The 20,300-nt window shown below is 40.1% G+C and carries 20 protein-coding genes and 1 tRNA gene; 16 read left to right on the plus strand and 5 right to left on the minus strand.

From position 1 onward, the window contains the following. The first annotated feature begins 117 nt into the window (after nt 1–117). Nucleotides 118–696, plus strand: coding sequence for a PhnA domain-containing protein (locus ACQQ5U_RS10245; RefSeq protein ID WP_437397273.1), 579 nt, complete (start codon nt 118–120; stop codon nt 694–696). On the opposite strand, the gene ACQQ5U_RS10250 is transcribed toward ACQQ5U_RS10245, so the two are convergent. After that, nucleotides 693–2,081 carry a dipeptidase gene (locus ACQQ5U_RS10250; protein ID WP_437397275.1) on the minus strand — a complete coding sequence of 463 codons (1,389 nt, stop codon included), beginning with the start codon at nt 2,079–2,081 and terminating at the stop codon, nt 693–695. The two genes, ACQQ5U_RS10245 and ACQQ5U_RS10250, sit on opposite strands and share 4 nt — an antisense overlap. A gap of 97 nt (nt 2,082–2,178) precedes the next feature. On the opposite strand from ACQQ5U_RS10250, the gene ACQQ5U_RS10255 reads away from it, so the two are divergent. The 6 genes from ACQQ5U_RS10255 (at nt 2,179) to ACQQ5U_RS10280 (ending at nt 6,649) form a co-directional block, all read left to right on the plus strand. Beyond that, nucleotides 2,179–2,260: transfer RNA gene (locus ACQQ5U_RS10255), tRNA-Leu, on the plus strand. 550 nt (nt 2,261–2,810) lie between these two features. Next, nucleotides 2,811–3,296: a peroxiredoxin family protein gene (locus ACQQ5U_RS10260; RefSeq protein ID WP_437397276.1), complete on the plus strand. Its 486-nt coding sequence runs from the start codon at nt 2,811–2,813 to the stop codon at nt 3,294–3,296. A 352-nt stretch (nt 3,297–3,648) separates the two neighbouring features. After that, the gene (locus tag ACQQ5U_RS10265; protein ID WP_437397278.1) at nt 3,649–3,801 is read left to right on the plus strand and encodes a hypothetical protein; all 153 of its coding nucleotides are present in this window, start codon (nt 3,649–3,651) and stop codon (nt 3,799–3,801) included. Between the two features lie 3 nt (nt 3,802–3,804). Further along, on the plus strand, nt 3,805–4,320 hold the full coding sequence (gene msrA, locus ACQQ5U_RS10270; RefSeq protein WP_437397280.1) for a peptide-methionine (S)-S-oxide reductase MsrA: 516 nt from the start codon (nt 3,805–3,807) through the stop codon (nt 4,318–4,320). A 414-nt stretch (nt 4,321–4,734) separates the two neighbouring features. Further along, nucleotides 4,735–5,124 (plus strand): response regulator, encoded by a 390-nt coding sequence (locus tag ACQQ5U_RS10275; RefSeq protein ID WP_437397281.1) that lies wholly within the window; start codon nt 4,735–4,737, stop codon nt 5,122–5,124. 67 nt (nt 5,125–5,191) lie between these two features. Continuing rightward, complete coding sequence (locus ACQQ5U_RS10280) at nt 5,192–6,649, plus strand: sensor histidine kinase (protein WP_437397283.1); 1,458 nt, start codon at nt 5,192–5,194, stop codon at nt 6,647–6,649. A gap of 4 nt (nt 6,650–6,653) precedes the next feature. Here ACQQ5U_RS10280 and ACQQ5U_RS10285 read toward each other — a convergent pair whose 3' ends face one another. The 3 genes from ACQQ5U_RS10285 to ACQQ5U_RS10295 form a co-directional block, all read right to left on the minus strand. Next, the gene (locus ACQQ5U_RS10285; RefSeq protein WP_437397285.1) at nt 6,654–7,589 is read right to left on the minus strand and encodes a pyridoxal-phosphate dependent enzyme; all 936 of its coding nucleotides are present in this window, start codon (nt 7,587–7,589) and stop codon (nt 6,654–6,656) included. Nucleotides 7,590–7,638: 49 nt separating this feature from the next. After that, nucleotides 7,639–8,544, minus strand: a complete 906-nt coding sequence (locus ACQQ5U_RS10290; RefSeq protein ID WP_437397286.1) for a universal stress protein — start codon at nt 8,542–8,544, stop codon at nt 7,639–7,641. A 79-nt stretch (nt 8,545–8,623) separates the two neighbouring features. Continuing rightward, nucleotides 8,624–9,259 (minus strand): Crp/Fnr family transcriptional regulator, encoded by a 636-nt coding sequence (locus tag ACQQ5U_RS10295; RefSeq protein ID WP_437397287.1) that lies wholly within the window; start codon nt 9,257–9,259, stop codon nt 8,624–8,626. Nucleotides 9,260–9,432: 173 nt separating this feature from the next. On the opposite strand from ACQQ5U_RS10295, the gene ACQQ5U_RS10300 reads away from it, so the two are divergent. The 9 genes from ACQQ5U_RS10300 to ACQQ5U_RS10340 are packed head-to-tail and all read left to right on the plus strand — an operon-like array spanning nt 9,433 to nt 19,373. Beyond that, nucleotides 9,433–11,817: a heavy metal translocating P-type ATPase gene (locus ACQQ5U_RS10300; protein ID WP_437397289.1), complete on the plus strand. Its 2,385-nt coding sequence runs from the start codon at nt 9,433–9,435 to the stop codon at nt 11,815–11,817. A 59-nt stretch (nt 11,818–11,876) separates the two neighbouring features. After that, entirely contained in the window at nt 11,877–12,086 is a 210-nt protein-coding gene (gene ccoS, locus ACQQ5U_RS10305) for a cbb3-type cytochrome oxidase assembly protein CcoS (protein ID WP_414458491.1), read from the plus strand. A gap of 2 nt (nt 12,087–12,088) precedes the next feature. Next, complete coding sequence (gene ccoN, locus ACQQ5U_RS10310; RefSeq protein WP_437397291.1) at nt 12,089–14,290, plus strand: cytochrome-c oxidase, cbb3-type subunit I; 2,202 nt, start codon at nt 12,089–12,091, stop codon at nt 14,288–14,290. A 2-nt stretch (nt 14,291–14,292) separates the two neighbouring features. Beyond that, the gene (locus ACQQ5U_RS10315; RefSeq protein ID WP_437397293.1) at nt 14,293–14,481 is read left to right on the plus strand and encodes a CcoQ/FixQ family Cbb3-type cytochrome c oxidase assembly chaperone; all 189 of its coding nucleotides are present in this window, start codon (nt 14,293–14,295) and stop codon (nt 14,479–14,481) included. Nucleotides 14,482–14,485: 4 nt separating this feature from the next. Further along, nucleotides 14,486–15,460, plus strand: coding sequence for a cbb3-type cytochrome c oxidase N-terminal domain-containing protein (locus tag ACQQ5U_RS10320; protein ID WP_437397294.1), 975 nt, complete (start codon nt 14,486–14,488; stop codon nt 15,458–15,460). A gap of 49 nt (nt 15,461–15,509) precedes the next feature. Continuing rightward, the gene (ccoG, locus tag ACQQ5U_RS10325; protein WP_437397296.1) at nt 15,510–16,919 is read left to right on the plus strand and encodes a cytochrome c oxidase accessory protein CcoG; all 1,410 of its coding nucleotides are present in this window, start codon (nt 15,510–15,512) and stop codon (nt 16,917–16,919) included. Between the two features lie 10 nt (nt 16,920–16,929). Further along, entirely contained in the window at nt 16,930–17,376 is a 447-nt protein-coding gene (locus ACQQ5U_RS10330; protein WP_437397297.1) for a FixH family protein, read from the plus strand. 2 nt (nt 17,377–17,378) lie between these two features. After that, on the plus strand, nt 17,379–18,089 hold the full coding sequence (locus tag ACQQ5U_RS10335; protein WP_437397298.1) for a sulfite exporter TauE/SafE family protein: 711 nt from the start codon (nt 17,379–17,381) through the stop codon (nt 18,087–18,089). 15 nt (nt 18,090–18,104) lie between these two features. Further along, complete coding sequence (locus ACQQ5U_RS10340) at nt 18,105–19,373, plus strand: acetyl-CoA hydrolase/transferase family protein (RefSeq protein ID WP_437397299.1); 1,269 nt, start codon at nt 18,105–18,107, stop codon at nt 19,371–19,373. Between the two features lie 94 nt (nt 19,374–19,467). Here the strand turns inward: ACQQ5U_RS10340 and ACQQ5U_RS10345 are convergent, their stop codons facing one another. Next, the gene (locus tag ACQQ5U_RS10345) at nt 19,468–20,289 is read right to left on the minus strand and encodes a universal stress protein (protein WP_437397300.1); all 822 of its coding nucleotides are present in this window, start codon (nt 20,287–20,289) and stop codon (nt 19,468–19,470) included. Nucleotides 20,290–20,300 lie beyond the last annotated feature (11 nt).

Below are 20,300 nucleotides of genomic sequence, written 5' to 3' on the forward strand. Positions count from 1 at the left end.
ATTGTTCTACAAACATAGAATTAAAAATTTAATTCTACAAATGTAGAGTTTGTTTTTAATGATAAGAAGTTATTTTGATATTCTAAAATGGTAAATTTGCCGTCAAATTTGAACATCATGGGATTATTAGAGGATTTACAGAACAGAAGTGGAAATACCTGCGAACTATGTGGGTCAACAGAAAATTTACAGGTGTATGAAGTTCCTCCGGTTTCCACAGGGGGCATGGACGGTAGTCTTTTGTGTTGTTCTACTTGCAGTGGTCAGATTGAAAATCCCGATACCACAGATTCCAACCATTGGCGTTGTTTGAATGATAGTATGTGGAGTGAGCACGATGCGGTAAAAGTTGTGGCTTGGCGTATGCTTAACAGGTTAAAATCCGAAGGATGGCCTCAAGATCTTTTGGATATGATGTATTTGGAAGATGAAACCTTGGAATGGGCCAAAGCAACTGGAGAAGGGGAGGAAGAAAGTGAAAAAATCGTCCATCGCGATGTGAACGGAAATATTTTGGAGAATGGGGACAGTGTTGTACTGGTAAAGGATCTAAAAGTAAAAGGTTCCAGCATGGTCGCAAAACAGGGAACCGCCGTTAGACGGATTTCCCTGGATCACGAAAATGCTGAATATATTGAAGGCAAAGTAGATGGTCAACAAATAGTGATTATTACCAAATACGTTAAAAAACTCTAAGCCTTCATTTCAGTATAATATTTATAAAAGTAGGGGATAGTTTCAATTCCCTTTAAAAAGTTCCAAACCCCAAAATGTTCGTTAGGGGAGTGAATGGCATCGCTATCCAATCCAAATCCTAAAAGAATCGTTTTACTGTCAAATACATTTTCAAAAAGCGCAACGATCGGAATACTTCCTCCAGTTCGCTGTGGAACCGGGGTTTTTCCAAAGGTGGTTTCCATGGCTTTGGAAGCTGCTTGGTAGCCAATGCTCTCAATCGGTGTTACGTATGCCTGACCACCGTGGTGAGGAGTCACTTTTACTTTTACGCTTTTGGGTGCAAGTGATTTGAAATGCTTGGTAAACAAATCGGTAATCTCGTGCCAATCTTGGTCGGGAACCAATCGCATGGATATTTTGGCGTAGGCCTTACTTGCGATCACGGTTTTTGCACCTTCGCCCATGTAACCTCCCCAAATACCATTTACATCTAAAGTCGGACGTATTCCGAAACGTTCAGATGTTGAATACCCCTTTTCACCATGGACATCATCAATATCCAGCGCTTTTTTGTACTCTTCCAGATCAAAGGGCGCTTTTGCCATTTCGGCACGCTCCTCATCTGATATGACTTCCACTTTATCATAAAAACCTGGTATGGTGATGTGGTTGTTCTCATCATGCAGCTCCGCAATCATTTTTGCCAAAACATTGATGGGGTTGGGTGCTGCACCTCCATAAATACCTGAATGCAGGTCTCGGTTGGCACCGGTTACTTCTACTTCAACATAGCTAAGCCCACGCAACCCTGTAGTAATGGATGGTGTGTCATTGGCAATCATTCCGGTATCAGAAATTAAAATGATATCGTTTTTGAGTTTTTCGCTGTTTTCCTTTAGGAAATCCTCCAAACTATCGCTTCCAACTTCTTCTTCACCTTCGATCATGAATTTTACGTTGCACGGTAAAGAATTGTTCTTTATCATGTATTCCACCGCTTTAACGTGCATAAAAAACTGACCTTTATCGTCACAGGCCCCACGGGCAAAAATGGCTCCATCGGGGTGCAGTTCAGTTTTTTTGATAACAGGCTCAAAAGGAGGAGAAGTCCATAGATCCATTGGGTCTGGAGGTTGTACATCATAGTGGCCATATACCAATACAGTTGGAAGATTGGGGTCTATGATCTTGTCACCATACACCACTGGGTAACCTTTGGTTTCACAGATTTCGGTGTTTTCACATCCTGCGTCGTCCAATGATTTTTTTACGGCCTTGGCCGCTTCGATTACATCTTTTGCGTAAGCTTTATCAGCACTAATGGATGGGATTTTTAACAGGTCGATCAACTCGTTGATAAATCTGTCCTTGTTGGTACTGATGTAATTATTTATGTCTTTCATATATCTATTAAAAAGGACACTAAAAGTACAAAAAACAAGTTTTTAAAGGGAGTGCATTTGCAAATCGGAAAATTGATTTATATTTGCACTCCAATTCGCGGGTGTGGTGGAATTGGTAGACACGCTAGACTTAGGATCTAGTGCCGCAAGGCGTGGGGGTTCGACTCCCTTCACCCGCACTATTCTCAATTAAAAAAGCTTCTCGGATATGAGGGGCTTTTTTTGTTTGGGCACAATATAGGTGCAACATTTTGCTATGTTATGTGGCAATTTAAATTACAAGCAGATGATTCTTTCTGTAACTAACTTAGAAAAATGAGTTCAAATCTTATATAAGACGTGTCATGGTTTGGGTTTGACTAATCTATAGGACACAATTCATCTTTTGATGCAATTGAAATGTCAAAAGAGGATAAATAACCTGCCCGGTATTTAAAAAAAAGAACTACTTGCGGATATTGCTAGTTTATTGGATACAACATTTTTCTCAATGAAAAAGACGTGCATCGTTTTGTGGGACTGTTATGGGTTTTGAAACCAAAAATGGAATAGACATTAAATTGAAGCAGGTGAGCCGAACCAAATAAGAGATGAAAAAAAAGAACAAGTGTTATTTTCATGAATAAACCTTTTCGATTGGCATATGTAAAAGTGTAAGGAAACGATCTGTTTTTCGATTTTATTTAAGTAAGGTTTGTTAACTAATTTAGAAAGAAAGGGAGCAAAATCATGTCAAACCACGCTGAAAAACCAACGTTCAAAGCACCAGAGTTTTATGTAAAAGACTGGATTGACGCCAATGGAAGCAAGATTGAACCCATCAGGCTTTCAGATTTTGAAGGAAAGTTTAAGATTGTGTACTGTTTTCAGAGTTGGTGCCCAGGCTGCCATAGTAAGGGCCTTCCGGATTTACAAAAGATGGTCAACGCTTTGCAAGGCAATAACAATGTTGTTTTTCTTGCAGTTCAAACTGTTTTTGAAGGATATCATGAAAACACTTATGATAAGATGATGGAAACCCAGAAACAGTATGCCCTAAAGATTCCGTTTGCTCATGATGCGGGCAACGATGGCAAATCGCGTTCCAATATTATGACAAATTATCAAACGGGCGGCACGCCTTGGTTCTTGTTTATTGATAAGAATAATGATGTGGTTTTCGGTGATTTTCATCTAAACCCAGAAGCTGCAATACAATTTTTGAAAGCGCAATAGGTCAAAAAGGCCCATCAATAAAATGACATGGAGCGGGGCATTGTCACAAAACACAGAATTACAAAGAGATGTTGACCTAAACAGGTTTGCTCTTCAGGTTTTTAGATGTGGATAAAGACGAAATGAATGGTTTTTCTGGAGCGCAAGATTTTGAAGTTTTACCAGAAGTAAATTTGAAAGGCTATAAAAGAAAGAACTGTATTGCAGAGCTTATTCGGTAGTGCAAGTGGGAGCAAAACTTTGATATATTTGGAAAGATAGGCTTAAACAGTTGCCTTTAGGCTATTCCGAAGTTAGTTATAACGGCAAAAAATATGGGGTTGTCAAAACGAACTTTAACAATGGAAAGAGCATGAAACTCTATGCTGATGAATTGGGCGGCAACGATTTTATCAGTCTGAATTATTACATGACTTTAAAAGATGAATTGCTCAAACCTTGTGAGATGTCTGTACAAAAGGTGATTCATTTTTTGGAAAAACATAAACTAAAAGAGAAAGGATAAGCTATGGAAAATTACAAGAAAGTATACATCGCAGGGGGCTGTTTCTGGGGTATGGAAGACCTTTTTAGAAAACGACCGGGAATCAATGACACAGAAGTAGGATACATTGGTGGTAAGAATGAGCACCCAACCTATCGAAATCACCCAGGGCATGCCGAAGGTATTGAGTTGACCTACGATGATTCGGAGACAAATTTTAGAGAGATTCTTGATTATTTCTTTAGAATTCATAACCCTACTACTGTTAATAGGCAGGGCAACGATATTGGTTCAAGTTATCGTTCGGCTATCTTTTTTCAAAACGAAGAGGAAAAAAATCTGGCTCAAGAGATGATAGATGTTGTGAATGCCTCGGGCAAATGGGATGGCAAGGTTGCCACTACCTTGGAACCGTATTCCACCTTTTGGCCTGCGGAACCGGAACATCAGGATTATTTGGAAAGAATCCCCAATGGCTATACCTGTCATTTTGAACGTGATTTTGGTAGTTTTCTTGAGAAAGAAAATTCAGATGTATAAAGTAAATTGTTAGCTAAATATAACAGGGAACAAATGACAATCGGTTATTTGTTCCTTATTTTTTACCAATTAAAGTAAACTGAAGCAATTCAATATATACCTATATTCTGTTGGCAAAAATGCAAACTATTAATTTGGAATTGAAGCGAAAACAATTAGACTGTCAAAAAAAATATGTTCCACTTTTTAGTTTAAATTAATGAAAACAATATTTTTAGGTAAACAAGGTACGGATTGAAAAGCTTGAATGGAAAACAAGAGAATATCCTGAGTTCAAGTTTTTTGTTGAAAGCAGAAATGGTTTTTGCAATAAAATTGTAGTATTTAAGTTTTATTAATTAGAAAATATTGATATTTATCAATTTTCTGATAGAAACCAAACTGAACTAACTAAACTAAAAGACCAACAACACAATGTACAAGGAAATATATTTGGTCGATGACGAAGACCTCGTGAATACAGTGAATTCGATTCACTTTAGAAGAATGGGAATGGAAGATAGGGTTAAGAGTTTTACCAACCCTGAATTAGCCCTGGACGATCTCAGATATAGAGATGACCCGAAAGTTAAAACACTTATTTTATTGGATATCAATATGCCCGAAATGAGCGGCTTTGAATTTTTGGAATTCATGATGCTCGAAGATTTTCCAGCATGCAATGAGGTACTTTTGGTAACTTCTTCTGAATCCGATGCGGATAAAGAGGAGGCTAAGAAGTACGAAAAATACGTAAAGGAATTTATTACCAAGCCTTTGAAAATTGAGAATTTGGAGGACTACTTACAAAGTTCCAATAGATAATATCCAGATTTAATTATTGCTCAACCTCTAGAAGTCTCTTAATTTTATTCTGAATAAATTTTAACCTGTGAAACAGAAGCAAGCTATTATTCAAAATGAAATTAAAATCGTTGAGGATAGGAATGACATTGTTTGGGCAATGGATGAAGATTATAAGCTTACCGCTTTTAATACGTCCTTCAAGTCCCTTTTAAAACAAAATGGTTCCGGGGATGCCGAACGAGGTATGGACCTGAAAGAGGTTTACAGGGCAAATTATTTTTTTGACCCTTGTGAAGAAGGTTGCGAGAGGGCACTAAATCGCTACGCAACCACTTCTAAGCATACTTTTGAGGATAATGGCCAAATAGTTGTACATGAGTTTTCCTTTCAACCTTTCATGAACAGTTCGGGAGATGTTGTAGGATGCTGTGTCTGGCAAAAGGACATCACCCAAGAGGTGAACAATAACCATCGATTACGAGAAAGCGAAAGAAAGTATCGCGAGGCCCAAAAAGTAGCCAATGTAGGACATTGGAATTGGGATATGATAAAGAACGAGATAACGTGGTCCGACCAACTTTTTAGAATTTTTGGCCAAAAACCAGAAATGTTTGAAGGGAATTATGAATCGTTGGTAAAGATTATCCATCCAGAAGATCGTGATGCTTTTAACGAAGATGTCGCCAAGTGCATTGAAGAAAAGGGCCAGCATGATATTATCCATAGGATTGTGTTCGATAATGGAGAAATTAGATATGTGCATCAAAAAGGAAGAGCTTTTTATGATAAAGATGGTAAGGCTGTTCGGATGGGGGGCACCACCCAGGATGTTACCAAGGATGTGTTGTCCAACCAGCAGATTGTTGAGCAAAACCACGAACTCCAAAATTTTGTCAGGATTATTTCGCACAATCTTAGAGGTCCCATATCAAACCTTTTAATGTTGTCCAAAATATATGATTGGGGCAAGGATGAAGTAAATGATGATATTGTAAAAAAGATTGAAACTACTACCGAAGCACTTGACCAAACCATAAAGGATTTACATCTGTCACTATCCTTAAAGTCCGCTGATAAGGAAAAATTCAGGGAAATTGCTTTTAAGGATGTGATGAAGGATGTTTATGTGCTATTATCGGAAGAAATCGCCAAGAATAATGCAACGATTCAAACAGATTTTTCAAGAGCAAATATTGTATTTGGAGCAAAGAGCTACGTGGTAAATGTTTTTTACAACCTTATTCTTAACGCAATAAATTATGCCAAGGAGGGAGTTCCGGCTATTATTGAAATAGCTTCGGATAAGAATGATAAAGAAATTGTATTGAAGTTTTCCGACAATGGTATAGGAATGGAGCTTACTCCCGAAAAAGAACGAAAGATTTTTGATATGTATGGCAGACTTAGCGGTGTTACTGAGGGCAAGGGTTTTGGACTTTATTTGGTAAAGACACAAGTGGGGGCCATGGATGGGAGAATCGAGGTTGAGAGCGAGAAAGATGTCGGAACCATTTTTACCATAACTTTCCCCAAAGTTCGTTAATATCTTAAAAGGGCAAATGGCTTAAGTCAACATTTCCGCCAGATATTATAATACCTACTTTTTTGTTCGCTAACTTATCTTTTTTCTTAAGAACGGCTGCTAGGGCTACTGCACTTGAAGGTTCACATACAATTTTGAGTCGCTCCCAAATTAACCGCATGGCCGAAATGATTTCATCTTCTGTTACACGAACGATTTCGTCCACATGCCTTTGAATGATGGGAAAGTTTCTATCCCCCAACTGGGTTTTGAGCCCATCTGCAATCGTATTTGTTGTGGTGTTGGTCTCTATTTTTCCACTTTGCAAGGACCTATAAGCGTCATCCACCTCAAAGGGTTCCCCACCTATGGTTTTGCAGTTGTTTCCGAAATAATAAGCGGACAGGGCTGTTCCAGCAATCAATCCACCACCGCCAATAGGAGTAACTACGTAATCAAGATTTGGTCGGAGTTCCAATAGTTCTTTGCAGGCTGTTCCTTGCCCCATAATCACATGGTCATCATTCGAAGGATGTATAAAAGTTGCGCCATGTTCTTTTACAATACGATCAGATTCACGTTCCCGAGCCTCTAAGGTAGATTCACACTCAATCAAGATGCCACCGTATCCTTTGACTGCTTCTTTTTTAACCTTAGGCGCTGAATTTGGCATTACGATATAGGCTTTTACGCCTAAACTTTGTGCGGAAAGGGATAGAGCTTGGGCAAAATTGCCGGAAGAGTGGGTGACAACACCATTTTGCTTCTGCTCGTCCGTAAGTTGCATTATGGCATTGGCGGCACCACGCATTTTAAAGGCACCCATCCGTTGAAAGTTTTCGCACTTAAAGTACAGATTGGCACCGGCAATCTCGTTGATAAGTCTAGAAGTGAGCACGGGAGTATTATGGATAAAAGGTTTTATCCGTTTGTGGCAGTCAATTAATAGTTGCTTGTTCATAGGTTACCTTATACCGGTTTTAAACAGGTATAAAGATAACAAGGGAACTTTAATTGTGCGACTCTACTTCCTCTTCTTCTTTTGCCTCCTTGGAAACACCTTCCATGCCCAATTCGGGTATTACCAACAAAGGTATCTGGGTGTGGAACGCTGTTCTTTTTATTATGGGTTCACGCGTCATCTTTTCCATATAACTATGCTGATAATTCAACATAGCCAAAAGATGGATGTCCAATTCCTTAGAGAATGTTTCCAAAGTGTGAGAAACCGAATTCAGCTCGGAAACCGTGTGAACATAATGTTCCACATCTCCGAGATAGCGCCGTAGCATGTTTAAATTGAACTGCTGCAGTTCCGTTAATGCTTTGATACCGTATTGCACATGTACAATTCGAATCGTGGCTTTGAACATCTTGGCCATTTCCAGTAAAGGAGATAATTCGGATGAAGTGTAAAATCGATTAAAATCTGTAGCAAAGGCAATTTCCGAAGGTGTTACGTATTCAAAATGATATGGAATGGCCAAAACAGGACATTTTTTGGTGCTTTTTATAATCCGTACCGTATTACTGCCCATAAATACTTCGTCCACACCAGAAGCACCCTTGGTACCTGTGATTACCAAATGGATTCCAAAAGTCTCCACAATATCCTTTACCTCTTCTACCAAAAGATTAAAAGAAGAAATGGTCTCAAAACTGTGGTTGGGGTTACCATATTTGGTTTTTATCCGTTCCACGGTTTTGGTCAATCCTCGTTCAGAATTCTCCCTCACCGCATCAACGATGCGAACTCCATCAATCATTTTTGCCATAAATCGGCTGCTGGGGATAACAGGTGTGTAGGTATTGAGCAGGTAAAAAGTACAACGCCTGTTGCGGAACAATTGCATAGCGTAATCTATTGCATTCCATGCATTTTCCGAAAAATCCGTAGGTATTAAAATCTTTTGCATCTGACTAAGATTATGATGCATAAAATTAGACCTATGGGTCAGGGGATACTATGACAATTGTCAGCTTTTTAAAAATGGGCTAAAAGCCTTCTACCATTTCCAAAAGTTTGCGCTCATCCTTAATGCCAATTTTCTTGCCCGAGGTATGAATCAAGCCTTTCTTTTTGAACTCTGAAATGATTCTAATGGCAGATTCCGTTGCGGTGCCCACAACATTGGAAATATCTTCTCGAGATAGGGTTAGGGCCAAAAAGCCATCGGCATCCTCTCCAAAATTGTTCTTTAGGTATAGAAAAGCTTCCGCCATTCTTTGTTTTACCGTTTTTTGGGAAATATTGACGATTACATCGTCTGCTTCTTTAAGGTCATGGGCCATATGACGCAAAACCTCTAAAGTAAAATTTGGATTTTTTTGAAGGGTATTGTTGATACTTTCCTTGGGAATAAAGCAAACCTCCATGTCATCTACAGCAATGGCGGAAAGATTGGTGCTCTCTTGGGAAATGACCGAACGTTGGCCCAGCACCTCGCCCTTGCTGGCCAACTTCACAATTTGGTCTTTTCCATTGGCGCTGAGTTTGGAAAGCTTGGAAACACCATTTCTAACGCAGTAAACTCCATTAAGCTTGTCACCTTCCTCAAATATGGGCTCACCCTTTTTTATCGTTTTGGTGGTTTTGGAGTCGGAGACTTTTTTCAGCTCTTCTTTGCTCATGGCACGTAATGAGTTGAACTGCCTGATTATACAATTTTCACACCTGCTTTCCATAATGATTAGTTTACCTGATTCAACAAAAATAGTTGATAAACAATCACAATTTACTGATAATTATCATATTTTTAAGGGGAATAGTATTACAAATTTGCATCAGGTAAAGCAAATGTGAAATGGCAGACTCGACCTGTTATCATTGTGGAGACGAGTGCGGTAGGGGTAGTGTAGAGTTTGATGATAAAGACTTTTGTTGTAATGGTTGTAAAACCGTTTACGAGATTTTTACATCAAATGGCCTGTCCACCTTTTATGAAATAGAAGGCAAGGCAGGAACCACACCCAACGAAATCCGCCAGAAATACGATTTTTTGGACAACCAGGAAATTGTACAGCAATTGGTGGAGTTTAACGAAGAAGGCGTACAAGTTATTAGTTTAAGTATTCCTACAATCCATTGTAGTTCTTGTATTTGGGTATTGGAAAACCTGAACAAACTCCATTCTGCCATTACATTTTCGCAAGTAGATTTCCCAAAGAAAACCATTCGAGTTACTTATAAAACCGAAGATTTCTCCCTAAAAGCGTTAGTGCTTTTGTTGGGAAGTATCGGTTACGAACCATACATCTCTTTAGAGGAGTACAACAAAAATGGAAAAAAAGTAGATCGTTCCTTAATTTATAAGTTAGGTGTTGCAGGTTTTGCCTTTGGTAATGTGATGCTATTTTCCTTTCCTGAATATTTCGAGGTAGAAGAGTTCTGGTTGGATCAATACAAGCATGTCTTCCGTTGGTTGATGTTCGCCTTTTCCTTGCCCGTTGTATTCTATGCCGCTCAAGATTATTTTATTTCGGCCTACAAGGGCGTCCGCAGCAAATTATTGAATATTGATGTGCCTATTGCCCTGGGTATTTTTACCCTTTTTATTAGAAGTACAGTAGATATAGTTTTTGATTTGGGCTCCGGTTTTTTTGATAGTCTCACAGGTTTGGTCTTCTTCCTGTTATTAGGGAAGTTTTTTCAGCAAAAGACCTATGCTTATCTATCATTCGAACGGGATTATAAATCCTATTTCCCAATAGCCGTTACCCGTTTGAGGAAAAATGGAGAAGAAGAAAACATCCAGATTTATAATATTGGAGTAGGCGACAGGGTATTGATTCGAAGTCATGAGATTATCCCTGTGGATTGTATCCTTATTAAAGGAACTGCCGAAATCGATTATAGTTTTGTTACCGGTGAGTCCGAACCCGTATTTAAAGAATCTGGTGAAAAACTGTTTGCGGGTGGAAAGCAACTTTCAGGAGTTCTGGAAGTTGAGGTATTAAAATCTGTTTCCCAAAGTTATTTGACCCAGTTGTGGGGGAACTCCATATTTTCCAAAGACAAGGCAAGTCAATTTCAAACCCTTACCGATAGTATTGGCAAGCGGTTTACCGTTGCCGTTTTGAGCATCGCCACCGTAGCCACCATTTTTTGGTTGATATTGGAGCCGAGTTTGGCACTTAATGTATTCACTTCTGTTTTGATCATTGCTTGTCCGTGTGCCATTGCTTTGGCCGCCCCATTTACCTTGGGGAACATACTGCGCATTTTTGGTAAGCATAAATTTTACCTGAAGAATACCAACGTCATCGAAAGATTGTCGAAAATCGATACAGCCATTTTTGATAAAACAGGAACCCTCACCACAAACATAAAAGATACGATCCACTACGAAGGAATGGAACTCACGGAAGAGGAAACAGCACTTTTAAAAACAACCTTAAGGGCATCTAACCACCCGTTGAGCCGTTCGCTCTACAATATTTTAAAGTCAAATGCCATAATGACTCTTGAGGAATTTCAAGAGCATACTGGAAAAGGCATTGAAGGAAAATATAACCATCACTCCATAAAAGTTGGTTCGGCATCTTATGTCGGAGAAAGCAAATCCAATGCGTTGACCAACACTTCGGTTTATGTTAGTGCAGATGAGGACGTTAAGGGGCGTTTTGTTTTTAAGAATACGTATCGGGATGGCATGAGTCAAATTTTTGAGGAACTGGGGACTGATTTAGAACTGGGCATTCTTTCCGGTGATAATGACGGAGAAAAGGAGCAGTTGCAAAAAGTACTTCCTGCTAAAACAAAAATGATGTTCGACCAAAAACCGGAGGATAAGTTGGATTACATCAAAAATCTACAGCAAAATCATAAAGTTTTGATGGTGGGCGATGGATTGAACGATGCTGGGGCTTTGGCCCAAAGTGATGTAGGATTGGCCGTATCCGAAAACATCAACGTGTTTTCGCCAGCTTGTGATGGAATTTTAGATGCGAGCAAGCTGAGAATGCTGCCAAAGTTCGTCAAGCTGTCCAAAAAGTCCATTCGAATAATAAAAATGAGCTTTTTGCTATCGCTCTGCTACAATATTGTAGGATTGTATTTTGCTGTAACAGGTCAATTACAGCCCGTTATTGCCGCTATTCTGATGCCGTTGAGCTCCATAAGTATTGTAGTGTTCACAACCTTGGCAACAAATTATCTTGGTAAAGAATTAAAAATATTAGAAAGCTGATATATGTCATTTTTTGAAGGATATCATCACAGTAGTTTTAACCCAAATCTAACAAGGGTATGAGTGTTATTTATGTGTTGCTGGCCATTAGTATAACGGTGGCCATAGTCTTTTTTATAGCCTTTGTTTTTTCGGTAAAAAGCGGACAATACGATGACACCTATACCCCATCGGTAAGAATGTTGTTTGAAGATGAGGTGGTCAGGGACAAGGATAAATCAAACCTAAATAAAAAGGAAATCAAACAAACTAAAAGTACAAACCAATAAATATGGAAATACAACAGTTCCGCTACGATAACAAAATCGTACAAAAGTTCTTATACGCTACCATTTTATGGGGCGTGGTAGGTATGTCGGTAGGTCTCTTGTTGGCCTTTATGTTTTTGTTCCCCAATGTTACAGAAGGTATCTCATGGTTGAGTTTTGGACGTTTACGCCCATTGCACACCAATGCCGTGATCTTTGCATTTGTGGGGAACGCGATTTTTGCAGGGGTGTATTACTCTTTGCAACGCTTGCTTAAAGCAAGAATGTTCAGTGACGCCTTGAGCAACATCAACTTCTGGGGCTGGCAATTGATTATTGTCGCTGCCGCGTTGACATTACCACTTGGGTACACTACATCCAAAGAATATGCAGAATTGGAATGGCCAATAGATTTAGCCATTGCAGTTGTTTGGGTAGTCTTTGGTTGGAACATGATCGGTACAATTTTAAAAAGAAGACAAAGGCACTTATATGTGGCAATATGGTTCTACTTGGCCACTTTTGTTACCGTAGCCGTGTTGCACATTTTTAACAGCCTGGAGCTTCCGGTAACCGCACTTAAAAGCTATTCTGTGTACGCAGGTGTACAGGATGCCTTGGTACAATGGTGGTACGGTCACAATGCGGTGGCATTCTTCTTGACCACCCCTTTCTTGGGGTTGATGTACTACTTTGTTCCTAAAGCGGCGAACAGACCCATTTATTCCTATAGACTTTCCATTGTCCACTTCTGGTCGCTGATATTCATTTATATCTGGGCAGGACCCCACCACTTGTTATATTCTGCTTTGCCAGATTGGGCACAGAACCTTGGTGTAGTATTCTCTGTAATGTTGATAGCACCTTCTTGGGGTGGTATGATCAACGGATTGTTGACCCTTCGTGGGGTATGGGACAAGGTTCGTACCGATGCCACATTAAAATTTATGGTAGTCGCTATTACTGGTTATGGTATGGCTACGTTCGAAGGCCCGATGCTTTCTTTGAAAAACGTAAATGCCATTGCTCACTTTAGTGACTGGATTATTGCACACGTTCACGTAGGTGCTTTGGCTTGGAACGGGTTCTTGACCTTTGGTATGATCTATTGGTTGGTGCCACGAATGTTCAAAACAGAATTGCACTCCAAAGGATTGGCGAATTTCCACTTCTGGATCGGAACCTTGGGTATTGTACTTTATGCTCTTCCGATGTATGTAGCTGGATTCACCCAAGCTCTTATGTGGAAAGAATTTAATCCAGATGGTACTTTGGTGTACGGTAACTTCTTGGAAACGGTAACCCAAATCATTCCAATGTACTGGATGAGGGCTATTGGAGGTTCCCTTTATATCTTGGGTATGTTTGTTTTGCTTTACAATGTTGTGTTGACCATCAGGTCTGGTAGCAAAGTAGAAGACGAAGTAGCAGAAGCACCAGCATTGGAACGAGTTGCCAAAAGAAGAGTGGCAGGTGAAACTTTCCACAACTGGTTGGAAAGAAAACCTGTTCAGTTGACCATCTTGGCCACTGTGGCCATCTTGATCGGAGGTATTGTTCAAATTATTCCGACCATATTGGTAAAATCCAACATTCCTACCATTACCAGTGTTAAACCCTATACGCCACTGGAACTGGAAGGGCGAGACCTTTATATAAGAGAAGGATGTGTAGGCTGTCACTCACAAATGATCAGACCGTTCCGTAGTGAGGTAGAACGCTATGGTGAATATGCCAAAGCAGGTGAGTTTGTCTATGATCATCCATTCCTTTGGGGTAGTAAACGTACAGGTCCTGATTTACTACGTGTAGGGGGTAAATATTCAGATAGCTGGCACCTAAACCATATGTACGACCCGCAAAGTACTTCTGCAGGCTCGATCATGCCATCATATGAATGGTTGGTTACCGATGAGCACGACCGTAGCGATGTACAGGCAAAAATGGAAACCATGGTCAAACTTGGGGTTCCCTATACTGAAGAGGATATTGCCAATGCTCCGCAATCAATGGCAGAGCAAGCTGAGCAAATCGAAAAGAACCTTTACGCAGATCCAGAATTTGTAAGGACGTATGAAGCGGATAAAAAATACGCCGAGGAAAACGGATTGGATTTTGTGGAAATGCGAGATCGTGAAATCGTATCCTTGATTGCTTATCTACAGCGATTGGGTACCGATATCAAAATTAAAGGAACAGAAGAAACTATATCTCAAAACAAATAACCATGTTGAAATTTGTAAAAGAACATATGGAAACCATTGATGGGGTAGCAAACTATCCCATGGTTTCCCTACTTATCTTCTTTGTGTTTTTCGTTCTATTGTTCTGGTGGGTGTTTACCGCTACCAAAGAACACATAAGGGAGATGTCCGAACTGCCATTGGATAACGAAGATCAACAAAACAAACTATAACATTATGAGCACAAAAACACCTTGGTGGATACGAGTCCCAGTTTTATTCTTTTTGATCTTCGGATTAATGGAATACTTTATCGACTCTGGAGATAAACCGGCAATAATTGAATATCCGATCACGCAGTTTTTTATGCTATTGGTATTGATGATTCTAATTGCCATAGAACTAATTTTAGCTTCCATAGAGAATATCATGTTCCAAACCCTTTCAGAAGAAGGAAAGGAGCGCTACTTGGAAGCCAAAGACAAAAAGTTTGAATGGACATGGGCTAAAAACCTCATGAAAAAGCTCACTAAGAGCCGTTCCATTGAACGCGAAGGCGAAATTGTTTTGGACCATAATTATGATGGAATCCGTGAGTTGGATAACGTACTACCTCCGTGGTGGGTTTATCTTTTCTATGCGACAATCGTTTTTGCAGTAGTGTATTTGGTTCGTTTCCATATTATCGGTGAATACGACCAAGAACTTGAGTACGAACAAGAAGTAGCTGCGGCTCAATTGGCCATTGAAGAATACAAAAGAACTGCCAAAGACTTGGTAGATGCCAGTACGGTTGAATTCCTATCCAATGAATCGGATTTGGCTGCGGGAGAGAAAATCTTCCAGGCCAATTGTGTGGCATGTCACACGCAAGACGGTGGGGGAGCAATTGGTCCGAACCTGACCGATGAATATTGGATATTGGGTGGAGGTATCAAAAATGTCTTTACCACAATTTCCGAAGGAGGTCGTGATGGTAAAGGGATGATTGCCTGGAAGCAAAGCTTAAAACCAGCCGAAATGGCTCAGGTCGCCAGTTATGTCATCTCTTTGGGCGGAACCACACCTGCCAATCCAAAAGAACCAGAAGGAGAAATTTGGGTAGACCCAGATGCTCCTGAAAAATCCAATGGAACAGAATCTGAAACGGAAGAAACTGCACCAGAAGAAATGGAGCAGGCCGTAGATTCAACAGAAGTCGCCATGAATTAGTTCCTTAGGGCACAAGGCGATAAATATTTATCCATAAACTACAAATGCAATGGAAGATAACTTTAGGGATTCCATAGGCACAATCACAGAGGAAGGTAAACGAAATTTTATTTTTCCAAAGAAACCCAGTGGAAGGTATTATGATTACCGGAAGTATGTAAGTTACTTTTTGCTGATTTTTTTGATAGCAGCTCCGTTTGTTAAAATCAACGGGCACCAATTCTTATTGTTCAATGTATTGGACCGACGTTTCAATATATTCGGACTTCCGTTTTGGCCCCAGGATTTTCATTTGGTGGTCGTGTCCATGATTATTGGAGTAATATTCATTGCACTGTTTACGGTCGCTTATGGTCGTATTTTCTGTGGATGGATGTGTCCCCAGACCATATTTTTGGAAATGGTCTTCCGTCGTATTGAATATTGGATAGATGGAGATAGGGGGGCACAAATGCGTTTGGCCAAAGCTCCATGGACGGGTAAAAAGATTAGGAAAAGAGTATTGAAATGGATCATTTTCTTCATCATATCCTTTTTTATAGCCAATGTGTTCTTGGCGTACTTGATAGGAAGTGACCAGCTCTTATCATACATCACAGATGGTCCAATGGCGCACTTGAGTACTATGATCCCCTTGCTGATTTTTACAGGGGTGTTTTATTTCATCTTTGCTTGGTTTAGGGAACAGGTGTGTATTATTGCTTGTCCTTACGGTAGATTGCAAGGAGTACTTTTGGATGATAAATCCATCGTGGTAGCCTATGATCATAAACGCGGTGAAGGTGAAAGCGGACGTAAGAAGTTCAGAAAAAATGAAGATAGGGAAGCGCTTGGACATGGTGATTGTATCGATTGTTTTCAATGTGTGAACGTATGCCCTACCGGAATAGACATTCGTAATGGAACACAGCTGGAATGTGTAAACTGTACAGCTTGTATTGATGAGTGTGATCACATTATGGACAGTATCAATAAACCTAAAGGGTTGATTAGATATGCTAGTGAAGATGAGATAACCAACAACAATAAATTCAAGTTTACGGCACGTATGAAAGGCTATACGGCTGTACTTGCGGTACTAACAGGTATCCTTATCGGAATGTTGTTCATGAGGAACGAGGTCGAGGCCAATATACTTCGTTTACCTGGTCAGTTATATGAACGTAAGGAGAATAATATCATCAGTAACGTGTACACCTATAAATTGGTGAACAAGACCACAAAGGATATTGAAAATGTTCGGTTTGAACTGATGTCCCATAACGGAGAAATTAAAATGGTGTCCCAGGATAGCTTTACTGTTCCAGCAGAAGAAATCGCGGAAGGAACACTGTTTATCGAGATTAACGCCTCTGCATTGAACGGGGACAAAGATAAGTTGAAGATAGGGGTCTACAGTGATGATAAACTCATAGAAACCACGGTGACCCAGTTTTTGGCGCCAAGGAGTTATAATTAAAAAGATTGAAATGAAAATTAATTGGGGAACTGGAATTGTCTTGGCATTTATAGGTTTTATAACCTTCATTTTATACTTCGTCTTCCGGATGAGCACCGATGATCGTGCCAATCACGATTTGGTGACGGAGGAATACTATAAAAAAGAATTGTCCTATCAGCAGGAAATCGATGCATCAAATACAGCATCAGAAATGAATGCCAACCTAAAGGTTGAAAAAACTGAAGAGGGTTTGGTGATTTATTTTCCAGAGCGTTTCGACCCAAAAAAAATAAGTGGAACAGTGTCCCTATATAGACCGTCTAACAAGCACTTGGATACTAACTTTTCTATAAGTTTGTCCAAAACACATTTGCTCATACCTGACAATCGCTTGGTAGACGGTCGCTGGGACATTTCCATAAACTGGGAATACGAAGGTAATTCCTTTTTGCATAAACAAAAATTGATCTACTGATCATGTTAACATCCGCATTGGTTTTGGGGCTTTTGGGGAGCTTGCACTGCTTGGGCATGTGCGGGCCAATAGCCTTTATGCTGCCTTTGGATCAAGAAAATAATCTAAAGAAGACCACACAGTTGTCCATCTACCATTTCGGAAGATTGTTGGCTTATGGTGTTATTGGAATACTATTTGGTCTTCTGGGAAAGGGTTTGTCCCTTTTCGGGATTCAGCAGAAACTATCCATAGGTATTGGTGTACTTATGATTCTTTTAGTACTGATTCCCGGCAAATATTTGAACGGCCATAAATTTTTATCACCCATTTATTCCATTATCGGTAAGGTGAAATCCAAATTGGGTGCTGAACTTAAAAAAAAGACTCCCGATACTTTTTTGACCATTGGGTTTTTGAACGGCTTTTTGCCCTGCGGTCTGGTGTATATGGCCCTTTTGGGCGCCATTGCTATGGGAAGCCCCTTGGAAGGTGGTCTTTACATGATGATTTTTGGTCTGGGAACGGTTCCTTTGATGTCTTTGGTGGTCTATTCCAAAGGAATGTTCAGTAGTTCCATCAAATTTAAGATACAGAAATTGATACCAGTATTTGTGGTCATCATAGGTATTTTGTTTATTGTACGTGGACTGGGATTGGGAATACCTTATGTTTCTCCCAAGTCAGCTCCGGCAGATTCTGTTTCGGCGACCATAGAATGCCATCAACCCTAAAAAAATAAATCCACAATGAAAATAACATCAGCGAAAGAGGCGGTAGGAATTGTTAAATCAGGAGACCGAGTCTTTTTCCAAGGGGCGGCCATGACCCCAAATGAATTGATCGATGCCCTCTGTGAGCGGCATGAAGAACTTGAAAATGTCGAGATTATTTCCATCCACACCGAAGGAGATGCAAAATATACTAGAAAACCCTATTGCGAATCTTTTACTTTGAATGCTTGCTTTGTTGGAGGCAATGTGCGAAGTTATGTGAACACATTTATGGGCGACTATATTCCGGTTTTTTTGAGTGAGATACCTTGGTTGTTTGCCGACGAATATCTTCCGTTGGATGTGGCCTTTGTTCAGGTATCGCCTCCGGACAAACACGGATATTGTTCACTGGGAGTATCCGTTGATGTTGCATTGCCTGCGGTTAGAACCGCCAAAAGAATTGTAGCGCAGATAAATCCACAAGTACCCCGAACACATGGTACAGGTATTGTTCATGTGGATGAAATAGAGTTTGCCATTGAGGTAGATAGGCCCATTCACGAACATAATCCGACCGAAATATCGGAAGTGGAACATGAAATTGGTAGGCATGTGGCATCGTTGATTGAAGATGGCGCTACCCTGCAAATGGGAATCGGTAACATACCCAATGCGGTGTTATCCAATTTGGAAAACCATAAAGACTTGGGTATACATACCGAAATGTTTTCTGATGGGGTGTTGCCTTTGTTGGAAAGTGGGGTGATCAATGGTACAGAAAAAACGGTTAAACGAGGTAAAATTGTAGCTTGTTTCGCCGTAGGTTCCCGAAAACTGTATGATTTTATAGATGATAACCCAATTTGTGATTTTAGGGACTCCGGTTATACCAACGATACGGCCAGAATCCGAAGAAATCCCAAGGCAACCGCCATCAACAGTGCCATAGAAATTGACCTCACTGGTCAGGTTTGTGCCGATACCATTGGAAGGTATCAATTCTCTGGAGTGGGCGGGCAAATGGATTTTATGAGAGGGGCATCTCTTTCAAAGGGAGGTAAGCCCATTATAGCCATGTCATCTACCACAAAAAAAGGTGTTTCCAAAATAACACCCTTTTTAAAGCAAGGTGCTGGAGTAACAACAACTCGTGCCCACATGCACTATGTAGCAACGGAATATGGAGTGGTGAATCTTTTTGGGAAAAACCTGCATCAACGGGCCGAAGCTTTAATTTCCATTGCACACCCAGATCATAGGGAAGCGTTGGAGAAAGCGGCCTATGAAAGATTTCATGGTTAGGATCAATAAAAATTAATTACAATAAAAAAGGGGGCAATTTTAAAATTGCCCCCCTTTTTTTGAATCGCATGAAACCAATCAAAAATGCAATCCATCAAATTTTAAAGGTAATCACAGGTGCTTCGGAATGGTTGGCAATATCTTCACCAATACTTCCCATAAAGAAGTGTGATAAGCCTCTTCTACCATGTGTAGGTATACCTATTAGGTCGGCAGATACCATATTACTAAAATTGAGCACACCTTTTTCCACGGTGTAGTCGTTATAAATTGTTATTTCCAGACCAGCCTTGGCGACATCCAAGAATTTGGAAATTTTGTCATTGGCGTCGGCAGTACTCAAAAACTCATCCCCTGGTGTGTTAATGTAGACTAGGTGTAGTTGAGACCCTAGTAAATCCGCCATTTTACTTGCTTTTTTAAGAGCAGGAACACTTTCTTCTTCAAAATCAGAAGCAAACACAAAATTAGTAGGTTTAAAATCTTCGATATCTCCTTTGATGACCAAGACGGGGACATCGGAAGTTCGAACAACACGTTCCGTGTTGGAACCAATAAAAATTTCTTGTAGGCCATCGGCACCGTGTGATCCCATTACAATAAGGTCCGCATTGTGCTGTTCAGCTACTTCTGCCACTTCACTGAACACTTTATAGTGCTTGATTACCGGAACTACTTTGATATCCTTTAAATAAGGTTTGTCCAAAAAGTCCGTAAATCGTTGTTCTCCAAGTTTTATAAGGTGTACCACTTGCTCTTGGGATATGTATCCCGATTCTCCCATAATGGCTGGGGAAAGCTCCAACATATGGAGGACCAATAGCTCTGCTTCGTGTTGCTTCGCTAGGGAAGCAGCTACTTTAAGGGCTTTTTCGGATTGATTTGAGAAATCAATCGGTACGATTATACTTTTCATTTTTTTTGCTT

It is taken from the genome of Flagellimonas lutimaris (assembly GCF_051494225.1).
GTDB lineage: Bacteria > Bacteroidota > Bacteroidia > Flavobacteriales > Flavobacteriaceae > Flagellimonas > Flagellimonas lutimaris_A.

Coding starts and splice junctions, on each gene's coding strand:
- ACQQ5U_RS10245 (WP_437397273.1), top strand. CDS start 118: ATGGGATTATTAGAGGATTTACAGAACAGAAGTGGAAATACCTGCGAA.
- ACQQ5U_RS10250 (WP_437397275.1), bottom strand. CDS start 2,081: ATGAAAGACATAAATAATTACATCAGTACCAACAAGGACAGATTTATC.
- ACQQ5U_RS10260 (WP_437397276.1), top strand. CDS start 2,811: ATGTCAAACCACGCTGAAAAACCAACGTTCAAAGCACCAGAGTTTTAT.
- ACQQ5U_RS10265 (WP_437397278.1), top strand. CDS start 3,649: ATGAAACTCTATGCTGATGAATTGGGCGGCAACGATTTTATCAGTCTG.
- msrA (WP_437397280.1), top strand. CDS start 3,805: ATGGAAAATTACAAGAAAGTATACATCGCAGGGGGCTGTTTCTGGGGT.
- ACQQ5U_RS10275 (WP_437397281.1), top strand. CDS start 4,735: ATGTACAAGGAAATATATTTGGTCGATGACGAAGACCTCGTGAATACA.
- ACQQ5U_RS10285 (WP_437397285.1), bottom strand. CDS start 7,589: ATGAACAAGCAACTATTAATTGACTGCCACAAACGGATAAAACCTTTT.
- ACQQ5U_RS10290 (WP_437397286.1), bottom strand. CDS start 8,544: ATGCAAAAGATTTTAATACCTACGGATTTTTCGGAAAATGCATGGAAT.
- ACQQ5U_RS10295 (WP_437397287.1), bottom strand. CDS start 9,259: ATGAGCAAAGAAGAGCTGAAAAAAGTCTCCGACTCCAAAACCACCAAA.
- ACQQ5U_RS10300 (WP_437397289.1), top strand. CDS start 9,433: ATGGCAGACTCGACCTGTTATCATTGTGGAGACGAGTGCGGTAGGGGT.
- ccoS (WP_414458491.1), top strand. CDS start 11,877: ATGAGTGTTATTTATGTGTTGCTGGCCATTAGTATAACGGTGGCCATA.
- ccoN (WP_437397291.1), top strand. CDS start 12,089: ATGGAAATACAACAGTTCCGCTACGATAACAAAATCGTACAAAAGTTC.
- ACQQ5U_RS10315 (WP_437397293.1), top strand. CDS start 14,293: ATGTTGAAATTTGTAAAAGAACATATGGAAACCATTGATGGGGTAGCA.
- ACQQ5U_RS10320 (WP_437397294.1), top strand. CDS start 14,486: ATGAGCACAAAAACACCTTGGTGGATACGAGTCCCAGTTTTATTCTTT.
- ccoG (WP_437397296.1), top strand. CDS start 15,510: ATGGAAGATAACTTTAGGGATTCCATAGGCACAATCACAGAGGAAGGT.
- ACQQ5U_RS10330 (WP_437397297.1), top strand. CDS start 16,930: ATGAAAATTAATTGGGGAACTGGAATTGTCTTGGCATTTATAGGTTTT.
- ACQQ5U_RS10335 (WP_437397298.1), top strand. CDS start 17,379: ATGTTAACATCCGCATTGGTTTTGGGGCTTTTGGGGAGCTTGCACTGC.
- ACQQ5U_RS10340 (WP_437397299.1), top strand. CDS start 18,105: ATGAAAATAACATCAGCGAAAGAGGCGGTAGGAATTGTTAAATCAGGA.
- ACQQ5U_RS10345 (WP_437397300.1), bottom strand. CDS start 20,289: ATGAAAAGTATAATCGTACCGATTGATTTCTCAAATCAATCCGAAAAA.